The 15,883-nt window shown below is 54.4% G+C and carries 16 protein-coding genes; 6 read left to right on the forward strand and 10 right to left on the reverse strand.

Annotated features, from left to right (window positions below; genetic code table 11):
• Position 1: 1 nt before the first annotated feature.
• Positions 2-301 carry a helix-turn-helix domain-containing protein gene (locus tag ACCW76_RS01175; protein WP_436337521.1) on the forward strand — a complete coding sequence of 100 codons (300 nt, stop codon included), beginning with the start codon at positions 2-4 and terminating at the stop codon, positions 299-301.
• On the opposite strand, the gene pqqF is transcribed toward ACCW76_RS01175, so the two are convergent.
• The 8 genes from pqqF to ACCW76_RS01215 form a co-directional block, all read right to left on the reverse strand.
• The gene (pqqF, locus tag ACCW76_RS01180; protein WP_436337522.1) at positions 292-2,610 is read right to left on the reverse strand and encodes a pyrroloquinoline quinone biosynthesis protein PqqF; all 2,319 of its coding nucleotides are present in this window, start codon (positions 2,608-2,610) and stop codon (positions 292-294) included. The genes ACCW76_RS01175 and pqqF overlap by 10 nt on opposite strands.
• Positions 2,610-3,749, reverse strand: coding sequence for a pyrroloquinoline quinone biosynthesis protein PqqE (pqqE, locus tag ACCW76_RS01185; RefSeq protein ID WP_436337523.1), 1,140 nt, complete (start codon positions 3,747-3,749; stop codon positions 2,610-2,612). The genes pqqF and pqqE overlap by 1 nt, the downstream gene beginning before the upstream one ends.
• Complete coding sequence (gene pqqD, locus ACCW76_RS01190) at positions 3,736-4,014, reverse strand: pyrroloquinoline quinone biosynthesis peptide chaperone PqqD (protein ID WP_045832070.1); 279 nt, start codon at positions 4,012-4,014, stop codon at positions 3,736-3,738. The genes pqqE and pqqD overlap by 14 nt, the downstream gene beginning before the upstream one ends.
• A gap of 4 nt (positions 4,015-4,018) precedes the next feature.
• The gene (gene pqqC, locus ACCW76_RS01195) at positions 4,019-4,774 is read right to left on the reverse strand and encodes a pyrroloquinoline-quinone synthase PqqC (RefSeq protein ID WP_038647148.1); all 756 of its coding nucleotides are present in this window, start codon (positions 4,772-4,774) and stop codon (positions 4,019-4,021) included.
• Positions 4,771-5,697, reverse strand: coding sequence for a pyrroloquinoline quinone biosynthesis protein PqqB (gene pqqB, locus ACCW76_RS01200; RefSeq protein ID WP_436337524.1), 927 nt, complete (start codon positions 5,695-5,697; stop codon positions 4,771-4,773). Before pqqB ends, pqqC begins: the two co-directional genes overlap by 4 nt.
• Before the next feature lie 55 nt (positions 5,698-5,752).
• Positions 5,753-5,824 (reverse strand): pyrroloquinoline quinone precursor peptide PqqA, encoded by a 72-nt coding sequence (gene pqqA, locus ACCW76_RS01205; protein WP_010617686.1) that lies wholly within the window; start codon positions 5,822-5,824, stop codon positions 5,753-5,755.
• Positions 5,825-5,974: 150 nt separating this feature from the next.
• Positions 5,975-7,000 carry a dipeptidase gene (locus ACCW76_RS01210; RefSeq protein ID WP_436337525.1) on the reverse strand — a complete coding sequence of 342 codons (1,026 nt, stop codon included), beginning with the start codon at positions 6,998-7,000 and terminating at the stop codon, positions 5,975-5,977.
• Between the two features lie 79 nt (positions 7,001-7,079).
• Positions 7,080-8,012, reverse strand: coding sequence for an ABC transporter substrate-binding protein (locus ACCW76_RS01215; RefSeq protein WP_436337526.1), 933 nt, complete (start codon positions 8,010-8,012; stop codon positions 7,080-7,082).
• 302 nt (positions 8,013-8,314) lie between these two features.
• Between ACCW76_RS01215 and leuA the strand changes: the two genes are divergently transcribed.
• Positions 8,315-10,000: a 2-isopropylmalate synthase gene (gene leuA, locus ACCW76_RS01220; protein ID WP_436337527.1), complete on the forward strand. Its 1,686-nt coding sequence runs from the start codon at positions 8,315-8,317 to the stop codon at positions 9,998-10,000.
• Here the strand turns inward: leuA and ACCW76_RS01225 are convergent.
• Both ACCW76_RS01225 and ACCW76_RS01230 read right to left on the reverse strand, forming a co-directional pair.
• Positions 9,951-10,733 (reverse strand): AraC family transcriptional regulator, encoded by a 783-nt coding sequence (locus tag ACCW76_RS01225; RefSeq protein ID WP_038647157.1) that lies wholly within the window; start codon positions 10,731-10,733, stop codon positions 9,951-9,953. The two genes, leuA and ACCW76_RS01225, sit on opposite strands and share 50 nt — an antisense overlap.
• The gene (locus tag ACCW76_RS01230; protein WP_436337528.1) at positions 10,734-11,597 is read right to left on the reverse strand and encodes an NAD(P)-dependent oxidoreductase; all 864 of its coding nucleotides are present in this window, start codon (positions 11,595-11,597) and stop codon (positions 10,734-10,736) included.
• A 300-nt stretch (positions 11,598-11,897) separates the two neighbouring features.
• Here ACCW76_RS01230 and ACCW76_RS01235 point away from each other — a divergent pair, with 300 nt between their 5' ends.
• The 4 genes from ACCW76_RS01235 (at position 11,898) to pqqU (ending at position 15,806) form a co-directional block, all read left to right on the forward strand.
• A complete protein-coding gene (locus ACCW76_RS01235; RefSeq protein WP_436337529.1) occupies positions 11,898-12,515 on the forward strand; it encodes a TetR/AcrR family transcriptional regulator in 618 nt (205 codons plus the stop codon).
• Positions 12,516-12,656: 141 nt separating this feature from the next.
• A complete protein-coding gene (locus tag ACCW76_RS01240; protein WP_436337530.1) occupies positions 12,657-12,845 on the forward strand; it encodes a biofilm development regulator YmgB/AriR family protein in 189 nt (62 codons plus the stop codon).
• A 291-nt stretch (positions 12,846-13,136) separates the two neighbouring features.
• Complete coding sequence (locus ACCW76_RS01245; RefSeq protein ID WP_200538581.1) at positions 13,137-13,343, forward strand: DUF3606 domain-containing protein; 207 nt, start codon at positions 13,137-13,139, stop codon at positions 13,341-13,343.
• 336 nt (positions 13,344-13,679) lie between these two features.
• Positions 13,680-15,806 (forward strand): TonB-dependent receptor PqqU, encoded by a 2,127-nt coding sequence (gene pqqU / locus ACCW76_RS01250; RefSeq protein ID WP_436337531.1) that lies wholly within the window; start codon positions 13,680-13,682, stop codon positions 15,804-15,806.
• Positions 15,807-15,883: the final 77 nt, after the last annotated feature.

Raw genomic sequence — 15,883 nt, forward strand, 5'->3', positions numbered from 1 at the left:
TATGTCTACGTACAAAGAGTTACTGGAAAAACAATCCGCAGAAAGCCAACTACGCATCACAAAGAAAGTTGAAAAACTGCGTCAGGAAATTGCTTTAAGCCAACTGCGTGAAGAGCTAAACCTGTCACAAACAGAACTTGCCCGCACGATTGGCATATCCCAACCAACGTTGGCTAAAATTGAAAATCCCGGCAATGATCCGCGCCTTTCAACATTAAGACGTTACGTGGCTGCGTTGGGTGGGGAAATACGTATTGATGTGACTTTGCCGAATGGTAAGCACATCGCTTTTCAACTTTGATTAATCAGTATTCGCCAGCGGCGGCGTTCACGCATTAATCGGGTATGAAGCTGCAGGATAAGGGGCAACGTCAGGGATGCAACCGCATCACGTGTGAGGTTCGGCAATCCTTGCTGTTGTCGTAGCCCCTGCAGTGCGGCTTCCGCATTATCACTGGCATCACACTGCTCGCGCAATGTGGCTTGCCAGGCCGCGAAAGTTGGCGGCGCGATAGCGTCCAGATCAGCCACGGTCTCACGTAAAAAGCGTTTGCAGTGTCCAAGCAGCGTTTGCCATGGAATCTGTGGCGACTGGAGTGCCAGCATTAGCCCATCGACATCCGCCACGCGCTGGTAGCGCGCCGACACCACATAGCCAATTTGCTGATCGACCCGCAGTCGCTGGAAAAACCGCGGTTCCAGAAACAATGAGAGCGCGCGCAGTGCCGCTAAATTCCGGTCATCAGCAATCGGCAGCGGAATAAACAGCAGCAGCGCCTGATCGCCTCCGGTGCAAGGGATCGGCTTAATACCTCTTTGCAAGCGCGGCGGCTGTGCACTGCTTACCAAACCAGGCGAGAAGTTGCTCAGCAGATGGGACACACGCTGATGTAATAGCCCGTGTTTGCCACACCACGCCGCCAGCCATGGGGTATCACTGGTGGGAGCAATCAATTGAACAGGCAAGGCTGAGAGCAGCTGTCGAATCACGATCGTTTGCGCAGGCGCCAGCGGTTTTGCATCGGGAACCAGATTCAATGCCTCAACTGCATGATGCACGGCCAGCAAAGCTGGTGACTCAGAGACTGGCAAATTCAGCACTAACTGCCAACCTCCCTGCTTCTGCTGCCAACTGCCACTTCCTCCTACATGACGCAACGCCGCCAACACCGGACGCAGCCGTGTTTGCCGCGCCTGCGCATCCTCACCACTCAGCGTGTGATAAAAAGCCGGCCGCAACAGCAAGGTCTCAACCTGCTGTCGTGGCGCGATACGCGGCAGGGGCATCGCTATCGGCGACAACGTGGGCAATACGGCCTGGTGGGCAGCGGGATAGAAAGAAAATGCGGGCGTTGAGAATGTACTCAGGCTGCGCGGCAGCCCTTTTTTGCGCCGCAGCGTGAAACCTTGCGTCTGGACGCTTTCTGGCGAGTCCAGTTGCTGCTGAGTGAGCAAGCGTGAGCAAGGCTTCTGCGCCAGCGCAGCGATAAAAGCTCGGAAACCCTGCGGCACGGAATCGGCAGGCGCAAAACCTAACGCCCGACCACGCAACTGTTCCAGTGGCGATAGACAGGCAAAATCGTGCTGCGCCAGCTGGGAATAATGCTGGAGATGCTCAGGGGTGCAAAGTTTGATGGCGGCTAAATGCTGCCAGAAGCAGTGCTCAATGCGTTGCGCCTGCTCCGCGCTGATTTTAGGCCCAGTGAAGCGCAGCGCTAACCATCCGTGCTGCTTATCCTGCCACAGCCATTGTCCCTGCAGTGTATCGCACAATTCAGCCTCTCTGAGTGCGGCCAACAGGCTGCCCGGCGCTTCATCTTGCCAGAACACACTGAGCAAGGTGACTTTGTCACGTAAAACAGGTTCCTCACCCGATAACATCAGCGTCAGCCAGAAACTCTCATTATCTGATAGCTGCAACATCACGTCGCCCGAAGGCAATGTGGGTGCGGCATATGAAGGGGTGTTTTTTGCTGAATTGACCGCCGAAAAGTGTTGCGCAAGATGCGCCAACTCATCCAGCGATTGCGGGCCCTGTAGCCACAGTTCCAGCGTATTTGCGTGATAATAACGCTGATGGAAGTCGCGCAACGCGGTCTGCAACAAAGTGACATTGTCACCAAACGACTGTTGATTACCGATGCGAAAACGCTGAAAAGCCCCACCCAGCGTATCCACCAGCGCGGCTTCGCTGAGCGTTTCAGCATGATGTTGCAGAAGTTGACACTCTGCATCGATCACCGCGACTTCCTGCCGAATAGCCTGCTGGCCGAGCAACGGTGCGGCGATCATATCGCTTAACCGCTGCACACCTTCTGCTAAATCCGCTGCTGGCAGCTGGAAGAAAAAGGCGCTGTGGCTGAGTTGCGTGGTGGCGTTGACCTGCCCACCCCGCTGTTGCACCCACGGCATCAGGCGCTCGCTATCTTTAAAACGCTCGCTGCCGCAGAACAACAGGTGCTCCAGCAAGTGCGCCAGACCCGGCCAGCGATCGGGTTCATCCAGACTGCCCGCCTGCACGCGGATCAGTGCGGCGGCATCACGCGCACCAGCCTGATGATGCAGGTGGCAACGCAAGCCATTGGCTAACACCAGCTGGCGCGAGGTCATCAGGTCACTCGCTGCTTGAAGATCAGCTCAGAGTTGGAGCGATTGCGGAACTGAAGCTGGGCGATTTTGATATCGCTGCAGGTGGCTTCGCGACGCGCTTCCAGGATCTTACCGTGATGCGGTGACTTACTGCACACCGGATCGGTATTATCCGCATTGCCGGTCAGCATGTAAGCCTGGCAACGGCAACCACCGAAGTCTTTTTCTTTCTCATCACACGAACGGCACGGTTCCGGCATCCAGTCGTAACCACGATAGCGGTTAAAACCAAAGGAGTTATACCAGATGTCTTCCAGGCTATGCTCCAGCACCGACGGGAACTCCACCGGCAACTGACGCGCGCTGTGGCATGGCAGTGCCGTGCCTTCAGGCGTGACACTCAGGAAGATTGAACCCCAGCCGCCCATACAGGGTTTGGGCCGCTCTTCGTAATAATCCGGCGTGACGAACAGCAGATTAGTGAGGTTACCGGACTTGCTCATACGTTCGCGGTACTCCGCCACCACCGCTTCGGCATGGGCAATCTGTTCGCGTGTCGGCAATAAGCCCTGACGGTTAAGATGCGCCCAGCCGTAAAACTGACAGGTTGCCAGCTCAACGTCGTCCGCTTCCAGTTCGATGCACAGGTCGATGATCTTATCGATCTGGTCGATATTGTGTCGATGCAGCACGAAGTTCAGCACCATCGGATAGCCGTGCGCTTTCACCGCTTTCGCCATCTCCAGCTTCTGCTGGAAAGCTTTTTTCGAGCCGGCCAGCGCGGCGTTGAGGGTTTCATCACTCGCCTGGAAGCTGATCTGAATATGATCCAGACCCGCATCGGCGAAGGCGTCGAGTTTCTTCGCCGTCAGACCGATACCGGAAGTAATCAGGTTGGTGTAGAAACCGAGATCGCGTGCCGCTTTGATCAACTCGGGCAGATCTTTCCGCGTCAGCGGTTCGCCGCCCGAAAAGCCCATCTGCACACTGCCCATGGCGCGCGCCTGGCGGAACACGTCAATCCACTGCTCAGTCGTCAGCTCTTTCTCCTGTTGCGAGAAGTCGAGCGGATTCGAGCAGTATGGGCACTGCAGCGGGCAGCGATAAGTCAGCTCAGCCAGTAGCCACAGCGGCGGCGTGGCGGTTTTATTCAGGTTCACGACACTGGATCCATTTCTGTTCTACGGCGGATTGCAGGAATTCCTTCACGTCATCATCCACGCCGCCCGCTTCCGGGAAACGGCTGTTGAGAATGGCGATGATGGCGGCCACATCCTGTTTGCCGGTGACCAGTTCAAGGATCGCCGTTGCGGTTTCATTCAGCTTGGCCATGCCTTCGGGATACAGCACCACATGGCTCTCCTGCGCCGGTTCCCACTGCATGCGATAGCCACGACGGAAAGCCGGAATCAGATTATCTTTCATCATGTTATACCAGTCTTGTGCTGTGCCAGGACACCTGATCGGTGACCGTGTGATAAGGCGGGCGTTGCAAAGAATACGCCATGGTCATGGCATCCAGCAGCGTCCAGAGAATATCGAGTTTGAACTGCAGAATCTCCAGCATGCGGTTCTGCTGCTCAGCAGTGGTGAACACTTCCAGCGCCAGCGCCAGCCCGTGCTCCACATCGCGGTTTGCCTGGCTCAGGCGGCTGCGGAAATAGAAGTAACCCTCTTCTTTGATCCACGGATAGTGCTGCGGCCAACTGTCGAGGCGCGACTGGTGGATTTGCGGTGCAAACAGCTCGGTTAATGAGCTACAGGCCGCTTCCTGCCAGTTGGCGCGACGGGCGAAGTTAACGTAGGCATCCACAGCAAAACGCACGCCCGGCAGCACCAGTTTTTCTGACAGCAGGACTTCACGATCCAATCCCACGGCTTCACCGAGTTGCAGCCAGGCTTCAATACCGCCTTCCTGACCGTTGCTGCCGTCATGGTCGAGGATGCGCTGTACCCACTTACGACGGGTTGCAGGGTCCGGGCAGTTCGCCATAATCGCCGCGTCTTTCAGAGGAATATTGGTCTGATAATAGAAGCGGTTCGCGACCCAGCCCTGAATCTGTTCACGGGTCGCTTCACCATTATGCATCGCGATATGGTAGGGATGATGAATGTGGTAAAACGCGCCTTTGGCACGCAGCGCCTGCTCAAACTCTTGCGGCGATAAGGCTTCGGTAATGATCACGATGCGCTCTCCTGCAGATGAATCGCCATCCCGTCCCAGCTCACTTCAATGCCCTGCTGCGCCAGATACTGACGCTGCGGCGACTGCTCGTTGAGGATCGGATTGGTGTTATTAATGTGAATCAGAATTTTGCGTTGTGCAGGCAGTGACGCCAGCAGTGCCATCAGGCCGTGCTCCTCTGCCAGCGCGAGATGGCCCATCGCTTTGCCGGTGTTTTTACCGACGCCGGTGGCAAGCAGCTCATCGTCTTGCCAGACGGTGCCGTCAATTAACAGGCAATCGGCTTTTTCCAGCCACGGCATGATCACCGCATCGGGCTCGCCCAGACCTGGCGCATACAGCAGTGTCTGGCCATTGGCGGTATTTTCGATAAACAGCGCGACGTTATGCCCCGGCAGCGGACGATCGCGATACGGCGAATACGGTGGCGCATTGCTGAGAATCGGGATAGCAGTGAACTGCAGGTCGCGACACACATCAACGCGAAACGGTTCAAGGGGCGTAAGACCATGGTGCTGCAAACCGCCGTTCCAGTGCTGCAACATGGTGAAAATCGGGAAACCGCTGGTGAGATCGGCATGCACCTCGGGCGTACACCACACCTGATGCGGGCAGCCTTCGCGCAGACTGAGTAAACCGGTGGTGTGATCGATCTGACTGTCGGTAAGAATGATGCTGCCAATCGCGGTGCCGCGCAGGACCCCTTTTTTATTCAGTTCGGGTGTGTGGGCGATCTGTTGGCTGATATCTGGCGATGCGTTACACAGCACCCAATCTTCGCCGTTGTCACTGACAATGATCGAGGATTGCGTCCGCGCCTGAGCCTGAATCGTACCGTTGCGCAGGCCGCTGCAATTGGCGCAGTTACAGTTCCACTGCGGAAAGCCGCCGCCTGCCGCTGAACCGAGCACTTTAATAAACATGAGAGATAACCAGAATGAAAAATAAAATGCCCGCACGAGTGGCGGGCAGAAAGTCTTAGCGGTTGGAGATGTACAGAGTCACTTCCAGGCCCAGACGCAGGTCAACAAATTCAGGTTTTTTCCACATAACTTTCTTCCTCAAAACAAAAAACGCAGAGCAGGCTCTGCTGGAAATGCTTGCACCAGGAAACGAATTTTCTGGCAACAAGGCACGACGCGGGCTGATGTTGCGCCAATGTAACGGTCAGATCAACCCCGATTCGGTAAGGGAATTGTGCTAATCCTGCCAAATCTGTTGCAGGACTCGCTGCCAGTTACCCCAGGCAAACTGCTCAATCATGGTTTGATCATAGCTGAGCGAAGTGAGCAACGCATACAGACGCGGCAGCCCAGACACATCTTTCAATTCATCTGGCACACTGATGCCGTCAAAATCCGAACCAAATGCTACGTTTTCTGGCCCCATTATTTCAACTAAATGATCCAGATGTTTAACAATTTCGATCAATGGCGTATCACTATCGCGTTTGCCATCCGGCCGTAAGAAAGCGTTGCCAAAATTAATCCCTACCACTCCGCCGCTGTCGCGAATGGCACGCAGTTGCTCGTCGGTAAGATTGCGCGGCTGCGCGCAACGCGCGTGTGCATTAGAATGGCTGGCCACCAGCGGCGCGTTTGAGAGCCGTGCGGTATCCCAAAATGCTTTCTCATTCATATGCGACACGTCAATCATCATGCGATGGCGATTAGCGGCAGCGATCAACTGCTCACCTGCCGTGGTGAGGCCCGCTCCGGTATCTGGCGAATGCGGGAAAGCGCCGTTTACCCCTTCACCGAAACGGTTAGGTAAATTCCAGAAAGGCCCGATACTGCGCACCCCAGCCTGATAGAAAGCATGCAAATCTTCGCCATCAGCATCGAATCCATCTGCCCCTTCAATATGCGCGACCATCGCCAGCACACCCTCGTGGCGACAGGCAGCAATATCCGCCGTCGTCAGGCATAAACGGGCGCGCCCGGCGGATTGTGCCGCCAGCGTTTTGAGGATATCGAGTTGTTGCCAGAGAATATCGATCGGCTGCCACTGCTCGTTTGCACGTTGCGGCGCGACCTCATTGATGTAGCGCTGCGGCGGAACAAAGAGCGCAAAAAGTCCGCCGGCAAAACCGCCTTGCTGCATACGCGGAAAATCCAGATGCCCTTTCTCAATACCGGCAAAAAAAGCATTAGCGGGATCATCATGATGATGCAGCCACAGGTTAAGCAGCAGGTCGTTATGACCATCGAAGGTTTTAAATAACATAGGGGGTCACACAGCGAGACAACATGGACGCTATGCTACTCGCCCCCTGCTGATTCGCCAAACACAGGGGCACAAAGCGTTAGTTCTGTGCAACCTTTAAGCCATGATAAAACGTAGGTTTGACGTCGAGGCGCTGCTTGATCAGCCCATATTTTTGATAAAAGTCGGCGGTGTCCTGCTGCTGCGCAATCGTGGCATCATCAATAGCTTGCCAATGCGACTGGCGCCGCGCAAAGGACTTCGCCGCGGCTTCTTTTGGGAAGCCGATAATTTTCGCCAGCGTGGTGGAGTACGCATCAACATGGCTGTTCGCCCAGCGATCCGCCGCCGCAAGGCGATTAACGTAATCCTGCAGCGCCGCGCGTTTAGCCTCATCATTAAGGGCTGCATCGGTTGCCGCCAGGAAACTGTTACCGCTGGAAAGGCCCACGCCGTTGATCAACACGCGGCCCGTGTGTGTCACTTCCGCCAGTGCGGTGTAAGGATCCCAGGTTGACCAGGCATCGACCGATCCGTTGGCCAATGCAATGCGCGCATCGGCGGGTGTCAGGAAACGAAAGTTGACGTCCTTATCCGTCAAACCGGCCTTTTCCAGTGCTTTCAGCGCTTCAAAATGGCCGATAGAGCCACGCCCGGTGGCAATATTTTTTCCTTTGAGATCGGCCACGGTTTTAATTTTTGAATCCGGGCTCACCAATACCGCTAAGCCTTCAGGTACAGATTTACTTACCGCCACCGCTTTCACTTGCGAACCCGCCGCCAGCGAGAACAGCAGCGGCGCGTCACCGATAATACCCGCATCGACGGCGCCCGCATTCAGTGCCTCCGCCAGCGGTGCCGCTGCCGGGAACTCCGCCCATTCGATTTTATAATGGAGATTATTGAGCTGCTGCGCTGCTTCCATCTCGGCGTGCATATTGCCCTTCTGGTCGGCAATACGCAGTGTGACGGTTTCCGCCGCAGCGGTTCCACTGGCAAGCATCACAAACAGGGCTAAAGCTGTTCTTTTCATTCTATTTTCTCTTCTGGCGCAAAACCCCAGACTACCCTGTTGTGCTAAAAGCCCAGATGCCGATTTCGTCTGAGGAATATCATCCTGCGCATAAGCAGCACAACGCTTTTGGCCGTCGATTCTCATCACCCTCCACATTTGTTGTGAACGGTTGGGACAGAGAGGGTTCACAGAATGTGGGGCCTGGCTGTTGCGGCAACTTCACAACGATATGTCAGTTATGCAACGCGAGTTGTCAGTTATGCGTGAGCAGCGTGCGGCGATGTGGTCCAGACTGAGTACAGACCCATAAGGAGAACCTCATGCTCAACCACCCTGCAGAAAAATACCGCCCCTTCCCGGTGATCGATTTGCCCGACCGCCAGTGGCCATCGCGCCAGCTCACCCAGGCACCGCGCTGGCTTTCTACCGATCTGCGCGACGGCAACCAGGCGCTGGCGACGCCAATGGACAGCGCACGCAAGCTGGAATTCTGGCAGCTGCTACTGCGTTGCGGCTTCAAAGAGATTGAGGTGGCGTTTCCTGCTGCCTCGCAAACCGATTTCGACTTTGTACGGCTGCTGATTGAACAGCATCATATTCCGCAAGGCGTTGCGATTCAGGTGCTGACACAAGCACGCAGCGATTTAATCGATCGTACCTTTGAAGCGCTGCGCGGCGCGCCGCAGGCGATTATTCACCTGTACAACGCCACTGCGCCGTTGTTCCGCGAGCGCGTATTCCGCCAGAGCAAGGCGGAGATCATTGAGCTGGCCTGCGCCGGTGCCCGGCAAATCCGCGCCCAATGTGAAGTACAAAGTGATACGGCCTGGACCTTCCAGTATTCGCCAGAAACGTTCTGCTTTACTGAACCGGAATTTGCACTGGAGATCTGTGAAGCGGTAGCGGCGATCTGGCAACCGGGTCCGGATCGCCCGATGATTATCAACCTGCCCGCTACGGTGGAAGTGAATACCCCGAACGTCTATGCGGATCAGATCGAGTATTTCTGCCGTCACTTTAGCCAGCGTTCACAGGTCGCGATTTGCGTGCATCCGCATAACGATCGCGGCACGGGCGTGGCCTGTGCCGAGCTGGCGATGCTGGCCGGCGCCGATCGCGTAGAAGGTTGCTTGTTTGGTAATGGTGAGCGTACCGGCAATGTCGATATTGTGACGCTGGCGCTTAATTTATATACCCAGGGCGTGGCCCCGGAACTCGATTTCAGCGATATCCAGCAGGTGCTGGAAGTGGTGACCCGTTGTAACCAATTGCCGGTTCATCCACGCCATCCGTATGCCGGTGAGTTGGTGTTTACCGCATTTTCGGGTTCGCATCAGGACGCGATTCGTAAAGGCTTTGCCGAGCGTAATGCGCGTCAGGAAGCCATCTGGCAAATGCCGTATTTGCCGCTCGATCCAGTCGATATCGGTTGCAGTTATGAAGCGGTGATTCGCGTCAACAGTCAGTCGGGTAAAGGTGGAGCTGCCTGGCTGCTGGAGCAAAACCATGGGCTGCAGTTACCGCGTGGGCTGCAGCAAGACTTCAGCCGTATTGTGCAGCAGCAGACGGATGGACACGGCCAGGAAATGACGCATCACGCACTGTGGCAACTGTTCTGCCAGCATTACGGCTTAACGCAGCCTTCGCGTCGGTTACTGGACGCGGAAAGCCACAGCGATGAGAAAGGTGAAACGCGATTTAAAGCGCGGCTGCAGGATGGCGGACAAACGCTGACGCTGGAAGGCAAAGGCAACGGGCTGCTGTCGGCGGCGGTAGCGGCACTGCGTCAGCGCTATGATCTGTCCATCAGCATAGAGGATTACCACGAGCATACGCTGGGTAAACGCAGTGACAGCCGCTCTGTCACCTACATTAGCTGTACCAATGCACGCGGCGAACGTGCCTGGGGTGTGGGCATCGATAATGATGTGACACGCGCCTCATTGCAGGCGCTACTCAACGCAGCCCACGCTTTTCTGCCGCAGGAAAGTAGTTCGCCGGCGTAACGCCGAGCACGCGTCGGAACATCGCACTGAAGGCGCTCGGGCTGTCATAGCCCAGTTCGAGCGCCACCGTTAACACCGTTTCACCCTGCGCCAGCCGCGCCAACGCCACGCTGAGGCGTGCGCGACGCACCCAGTCGCTGAACTGCAAGCCGGTTTCGCGGTTAAAATGGCGCGCCAGCGTGCGTTCAGCGACACAGAGTTCGCTGGCTGCTCTCGCAAGTGTCCAGCTTTCGCCCGGGCGCTGGTGAATTTGCTGGCACAGTGCGCGCAGCCTTTCACTCTCCGGCCACGGCAGGCCAAACGGCAGCACATCCATTACGCGAATTTCATCGAGAATCAATTCATAAATGCGTTCAGCGCGGCTGCCAGAGGCGTATGCGTCCGGCAATGCCAGTGCACTGACGATCAGCTCACGCAGCAGTGGGGAAATCTGCACCACCTGACAGCTGGCAGGCAGATCCGCTCGTGCGAGCGGATCGACAAACAGCGTGCGTGCCGCCACGGCTCCGACTATGTGCAGTGCATGCCCGGTGCCCGCCGGTAACCACACGCCACGACTCGGCGGCACAATCCAGCTACCCTGCCGGGTTTCGACTTTCACTACGCCGCTTAAGGTATGGATTAACTGTGCACAATCGTGGTGATGCCACGACTCAGCATCACCGTGCGCATAATCGTGCGCATAAGGCACCAGCGGGCGCTGGCTAAAATCGAAGTTGAGGCGCTGGCTCATTTAGCGCTTCAGGTATTGGTAAACCGCCGCCAGGTCCTGCTCGCCGTAACCGGCATCAACCGCCTGCTGCCAGACATCGACGATGTTCTCCAGCGCGGGCAGTTTGCTATCACCCGCCGCATCCAGTGCCAGTTTGGCATCTTTCAATGCCCATACCAGGTGCATCTGCGGGGTGAAATCACCACTGGCGATCATACCCAGTTTCATTTTGGCGTACGGTGCCGCCAGCGGGCCGCCATCCAGCACTTTCCACAGATCGTCGGTGCTGAATCCAAACTGCTCCGCCAGGCGTGTACTCTCCGCCAGACTTTGCATCAGGCCAATCAGCCAGCTGTTGACCACCAGTTTCATACGCGAGCTGGCACCCGCCTCACCCAGCCACTGTGTGCCTTTACCAATTGCCGCAAACACCTGCTCAGCGGCCTGCGCTTTGCTTTGATCGCCGCTGGCCATCACCAGAATCTGCGCATTTTCGGCAGGCGCTTTGGTACCGGAAACCGGGGCATCGATAAAGAGCACATCCGGACGTGCGTGTTGCAGGTCGGCGATCAGCGCATCAGTGGCTTCCACGCCAATGGTGCCCATCTGGCAGACGGTCGCGCCCTGCTTCAATGCGCTGCTTGCTTCGGTCAGGGTCTGACGCGTGGTGTCGCCGTCAGACAGCATTGCGATCACCACATCAGCACCCTCTACGGCCTGCGCTGCGCTGTCGCTGAGTTGCAAACCGGCATCCAGCAAGTCTTCACCTTTGGCACGCGTGCGGTTCCAGCCGCGCACCACAAAATCTTTTTTCAGTAAGTTTGCGGCAAACGCGTGCCCCATTGCACCCAAACCTAATACCGCCACGACGGGTTGCTGACTCATCTTGATTCCCTTTTATGCATTCAGACAAAACAGTGAGACTGACAGAAATTTCTGCGCGCAGCCAGGCGAGAGGTGCGCCGAAAGGCATTTTTAATCTCACCCCCGACAAGATACAGGGTTAATCAGCATGCTTTTTAAACAGCGCTGGGCGCTTCCTGGCAAAGAGGATCGGATAACAATTTACCGGGTTAATTTTATCATTGCGGCAAAGGCACCAGCATTCGTATTCATCGCTATTCGATTATTGGAAAAAGTTCGCATATGATAAATGGGAAACTAACACTCTATAAATAATTACCGATGACATCAGAAAACCAAAGCTTAAAAGTCACTCGAGAACGTGGAAGACCCCGCGTCTTCGATATGGACGACGTTTTAGATAAAGCAATGATAGTATTCAGAAAGAAAGGTTATCACGCTTCATCAATAGCCGACCTGGGCGAAGCCATGAGTTTAACGGCTGGCAGTATATATAAGGCGTTTACTGATAAGCGCACCCTCTTTTTGCGGGTATTTGAACGCTACATTGCCCTGCGTAATGCCGATTTACGTCAGCGGTTGCAACATTTCCCTGATGGCAGATCGCGGATTGAGGAATTACTGCAATTTTATTTAGACTCAGCGGTTGAGATTGAAGGGCGTAGAGGTTGTTTGGTTGTTGGGAGTACGGTTGAACTGCAAACGCTGGATGAAGAATTGTCAGAGTTAGTCAGGCAGGCCGTGATGCGCAATCAAAACTTTCTCGTTTCGCTTATTATTGAAGGCCAGAAGGACGGATCTATTTCCTCTCAACTGGATGCTGAAACTGCGGCAGGCTTACTGCTGTGCGTAGCATTCGGCATGCGTGTGGTGGGTAAAGTTCAGGATGTGACTAATGGGAAAAAAACCATTACTATGGTGATGAAGGTTCTGGACTAGTTTATTTGCCATATTAGGAAATAATCATTTCCTAATTAAATTTAATCATAGCGCTCCACTGAACGCCTGTGATCCCTAAGAGGAATTGATATGTGCATCAATGATGCAGCGAAGAGTCACAGAACGGTTATGGAGGAGAATATGACATCACCGATAGATATTTCAGAAGAGGAAGCCCTGGGACGCGTTGTGGGCGAAATTTTAAGCGCGGGAAAAACGCTCAGTCGCAAAACACTGTGTTATGAATTGCTCAAAAAACTGGATGAGACTGAAGAATCATCAGTTAAAAAGCACTATTCAAATATTTTTAAAAAACTGTTGTCTTGTTAGACTATAAATGAAAATCGCATCCGCTTGATTGCTTTTAATATCTCTATTTTGAGCAATCATCTGTTTTGTACCGCCGACATCCTGCTTGTATTCGATAAAACCCTGCGCCAATGCTTGCCGTTACGCTTATTTTTCTCGTTTCTGTATAAGAAACATCCCAATAATGGCTAAAACCAGGTAATAGGGAATAATCTGCTTTCCCCGGCGCAGAAAAAAAACAAAATCACATCCTCATCAGATAAGAATTAATTATGTATTTAATCCATGATTAAGGCATGAGGATAATAAAAAATGAAAGACCCTATACAGCGCCGCATCCCGTCAAATTTGTCGCGCATTGAATTATCTGAACAGTGGCAAATCACTTACTGGACGCTCACTCTGCATACGACGCAGGAAAGACTTACCCGGGCGGTGCGAGAAGTAGGATCAGAGACCGAAGCGGTTCGCCGATGGCTCAATGACCATCCTCCTGTCCGACAACCCAAGTCTCTTTAATAAGACCGACTCTCGCCATGACACTGACGGGATAGACGCGTAAGGACAACGTGATCGCAGTTTCGCCAACGTTATGGCTAATGAATCTACCAGGCGGCCGCTCAGTCGTTTATGTTGACCTTGTTCAGCCCATTGCCAGGAAAACAACCGTGAGCCAACCGCCTATACGCTCCCAACGTCACAGCAACCTCCCCGCCCGAAGTATGTCAGTCAAATAACAGCATTTATTTAATATAAAGCGTGAAAATGTAATACCATTTATCGACAAAACTATTAACATATGCGCGATTAATGTTCCACTTGGTTCATTCCACGTCTTTTATACGGTCTTTCATAATGAAAATTGCTTTACTGCGACAGGCACCGTTGCTGATGCTGCCTGCATTATTCCCTTTGCAGCTGATGGCGGCGGATAATGCCAGCAATACCATGGTCGTCAGTGCCGCGCCTGCGGGCACCGGTTTGTCAGAGCTGGATACGCCCGCAGCGGTGAGTGTGGTGTCCGGTGACGATATGCGTCATGCGGCACCACGCGTCAACCTCTCGGAAAATCTCGCCAGCGTGCCGGGCATGCAGATTCAGAACCGCCAAAATTATGCGCAGGATTTACAAATCTCCGTACGCGGATTTGGCTCGCGATCGACCTTTGGCCTGCGCGGTATCCGCCTGTATGTCGACGGCATTCCCGCCACGATGCCGGATGGTCAGGGACAAACCTCAAATATCGACATTGGTTCGATTGATCACGTTGAAGTACTGCGCGGCCCCTTCTCAGCCCTGTACGGCAACTCGTCGGGTGGTGTGATTAATGTCGAAACCCAAACCGGTCAGCAACCCACCACGCTGGAAGCCAGCACCTGGTACGGTAGCTATGGCAGCTGGCGCAACAGCGTCAAAGCCAGCGGTGCCACCGGCGATGGTACCCAGGCAGGCGATGTGAATTACACCGTGTCGGCTTCGCGCTTTACCACCCATGGCTATCGCGATCACAGCTCGGCACAGAAAAACCTCGGTAACGCCAAACTCGGGGTGCGCATTGATGATGTCAGCACCCTGACACTGCTGTTTAACAGCGTTCATGTGGATGCACAGGATCCCGGCGGTTTGACCGAGGCGCAGTGGAAAGATAACCCGCGTCAGGTTGTCAGCAACGTGACGCTCTACAACGCGCGCAAAACCGTCGACCAAACGCAGGCTGGGCTGCACTATCAGCGCCAGATGAGCGAGAATGACGATCTCAGCGTGATGATGTACGCCGGTGAGCGTGAAACCACACAGTATCAATCGATCCCGGCTAGTGCGCAGATTAATACTAAAGGACATCCAGGAGGCGTGATCTCGCTGGCACGCCACTATCAGGGCATTGATACGCGCTGGACGCATCGCGATACGGTGTTCACCTTTCCTGTGACGCTGACTGCCGGTCTCGACTATGAAACCATGACCGAAAAGCGTAAAGGCTATCAGAACTTTACCACCAGCAACGGTGTGACGGACTATGGCGTACAGGGTGATATGCGCCGCAATGAACGTAACCTGATGTGGAACCTCGATCCTTATCTGCAAACAGCGTGGCAGTTCACCGATAAATGGTCACTGGATGCTGGGGTACGTTTGAGTACGGTGAATTTCGACTCCAACGATTATTACGTCACCTCAAGCGATCCCGATGACAGCGGTAATCGCCGTTATCATCGCTGGCTGCCAGCTGCCTCCCTAAAATATGCGATTGATAATAGCTGGAATGCCTATGTGTCTGCGGGTCGTGGTTTTGAAACGCCTACGCTAAATGAGTTGTCTTATCGTTCTCTGAGCCAGTCTGGGCTTAATTTAGATCTCAAACCTGCAACGAGTGACACGGTTGAATTAGGCACTAAAAAAAGAATAGGCAACGGACTTATCACTGCTGCAATATTCCAGACTGATACGTCCAACGAGATTGTTTCAGCGGGAAGTTCTGAAGGGCGTTCAATTTACAAAAATGCCGGTGAAACCCGTCGTCGCGGACTGGAGTTGGGTCTGGATCAGGAGTTTGGCTATGACTGGCACCTGAAAGCGGCATGGACCCTGCTGGATGCGCGCTATCGTTCCAACGCCTGCGGCACGGACAGCTGTGACGGCAACCGTATTCCAGGCATCGCACGTAATATGGCCTATGCCGGATTAGCCTATGCACCGGATCAAGGCTGGTATGCCGGCGGTGATGTGCGCTACATGAGCGACATTGCAGCGGACGATGAAAATGACGTCAAAGCCCCCTCTTACACCGTATTTAGCCTGAACTCGGGTTATAAGTGGCTGGTACAGAACTGGACGCTGGACTTGTTTGGTCGCGTAGATAACCTGTTCGACCGTACTTATGTGGGTTCTGTGATCGTCAATGAGAGCAACGGTCGCTATTACGAACCGGCGCCAGGGCGCAACTACAGCGTAGGCCTGACGGTGAGTTATGCGTTTCAGTAACTGATACCGCGCGCCTGTGAAAAAGCCCTGCAAGCATCTTCGGATCGCAGGGCTTTTTTTATGCCATTTAGACAATA

The organism is Pantoea sp. C8B4 (genome assembly GCF_051336905.1).
Taxonomy (GTDB): Bacteria; Pseudomonadota; Gammaproteobacteria; order Enterobacterales; family Enterobacteriaceae; genus Pantoea; species Pantoea rwandensis_B.

Coding starts and splice junctions, on each gene's coding strand:
- pqqD (WP_045832070.1), bottom strand. CDS start 4,014: ATGAAAGATAATCTGATTCCGGCTTTCCGTCGTGGCTATCGCATGCAG.
- ACCW76_RS01230 (WP_436337528.1), bottom strand. CDS start 11,597: ATGAGTCAGCAACCCGTCGTGGCGGTATTAGGTTTGGGTGCAATGGGG.
- ACCW76_RS01245 (WP_200538581.1), top strand. CDS start 13,137: ATGAAAGACCCTATACAGCGCCGCATCCCGTCAAATTTGTCGCGCATT.
- pqqB (WP_436337524.1), bottom strand. CDS start 5,697: ATGTTTATTAAAGTGCTCGGTTCAGCGGCAGGCGGCGGCTTTCCGCAG.
- ACCW76_RS01215 (WP_436337526.1), bottom strand. CDS start 8,012: ATGAAAAGAACAGCTTTAGCCCTGTTTGTGATGCTTGCCAGTGGAACC.
- pqqF (WP_436337522.1), bottom strand. CDS start 2,610: ATGACCTCGCGCCAGCTGGTGTTAGCCAATGGCTTGCGTTGCCACCTG.
- ACCW76_RS01210 (WP_436337525.1), bottom strand. CDS start 7,000: ATGTTATTTAAAACCTTCGATGGTCATAACGACCTGCTGCTTAACCTG.
- leuA (WP_436337527.1), top strand. CDS start 8,315: ATGCTCAACCACCCTGCAGAAAAATACCGCCCCTTCCCGGTGATCGAT.
- ACCW76_RS01225 (WP_038647157.1), bottom strand. CDS start 10,733: ATGAGCCAGCGCCTCAACTTCGATTTTAGCCAGCGCCCGCTGGTGCCT.
- pqqU (WP_436337531.1), top strand. CDS start 13,680: ATGAAAATTGCTTTACTGCGACAGGCACCGTTGCTGATGCTGCCTGCA.
- ACCW76_RS01175 (WP_436337521.1), top strand. CDS start 2: ATGTCTACGTACAAAGAGTTACTGGAAAAACAATCCGCAGAAAGCCAA.
- ACCW76_RS01240 (WP_436337530.1), top strand. CDS start 12,657: ATGACATCACCGATAGATATTTCAGAAGAGGAAGCCCTGGGACGCGTT.
- ACCW76_RS01235 (WP_436337529.1), top strand. CDS start 11,898: ATGACATCAGAAAACCAAAGCTTAAAAGTCACTCGAGAACGTGGAAGA.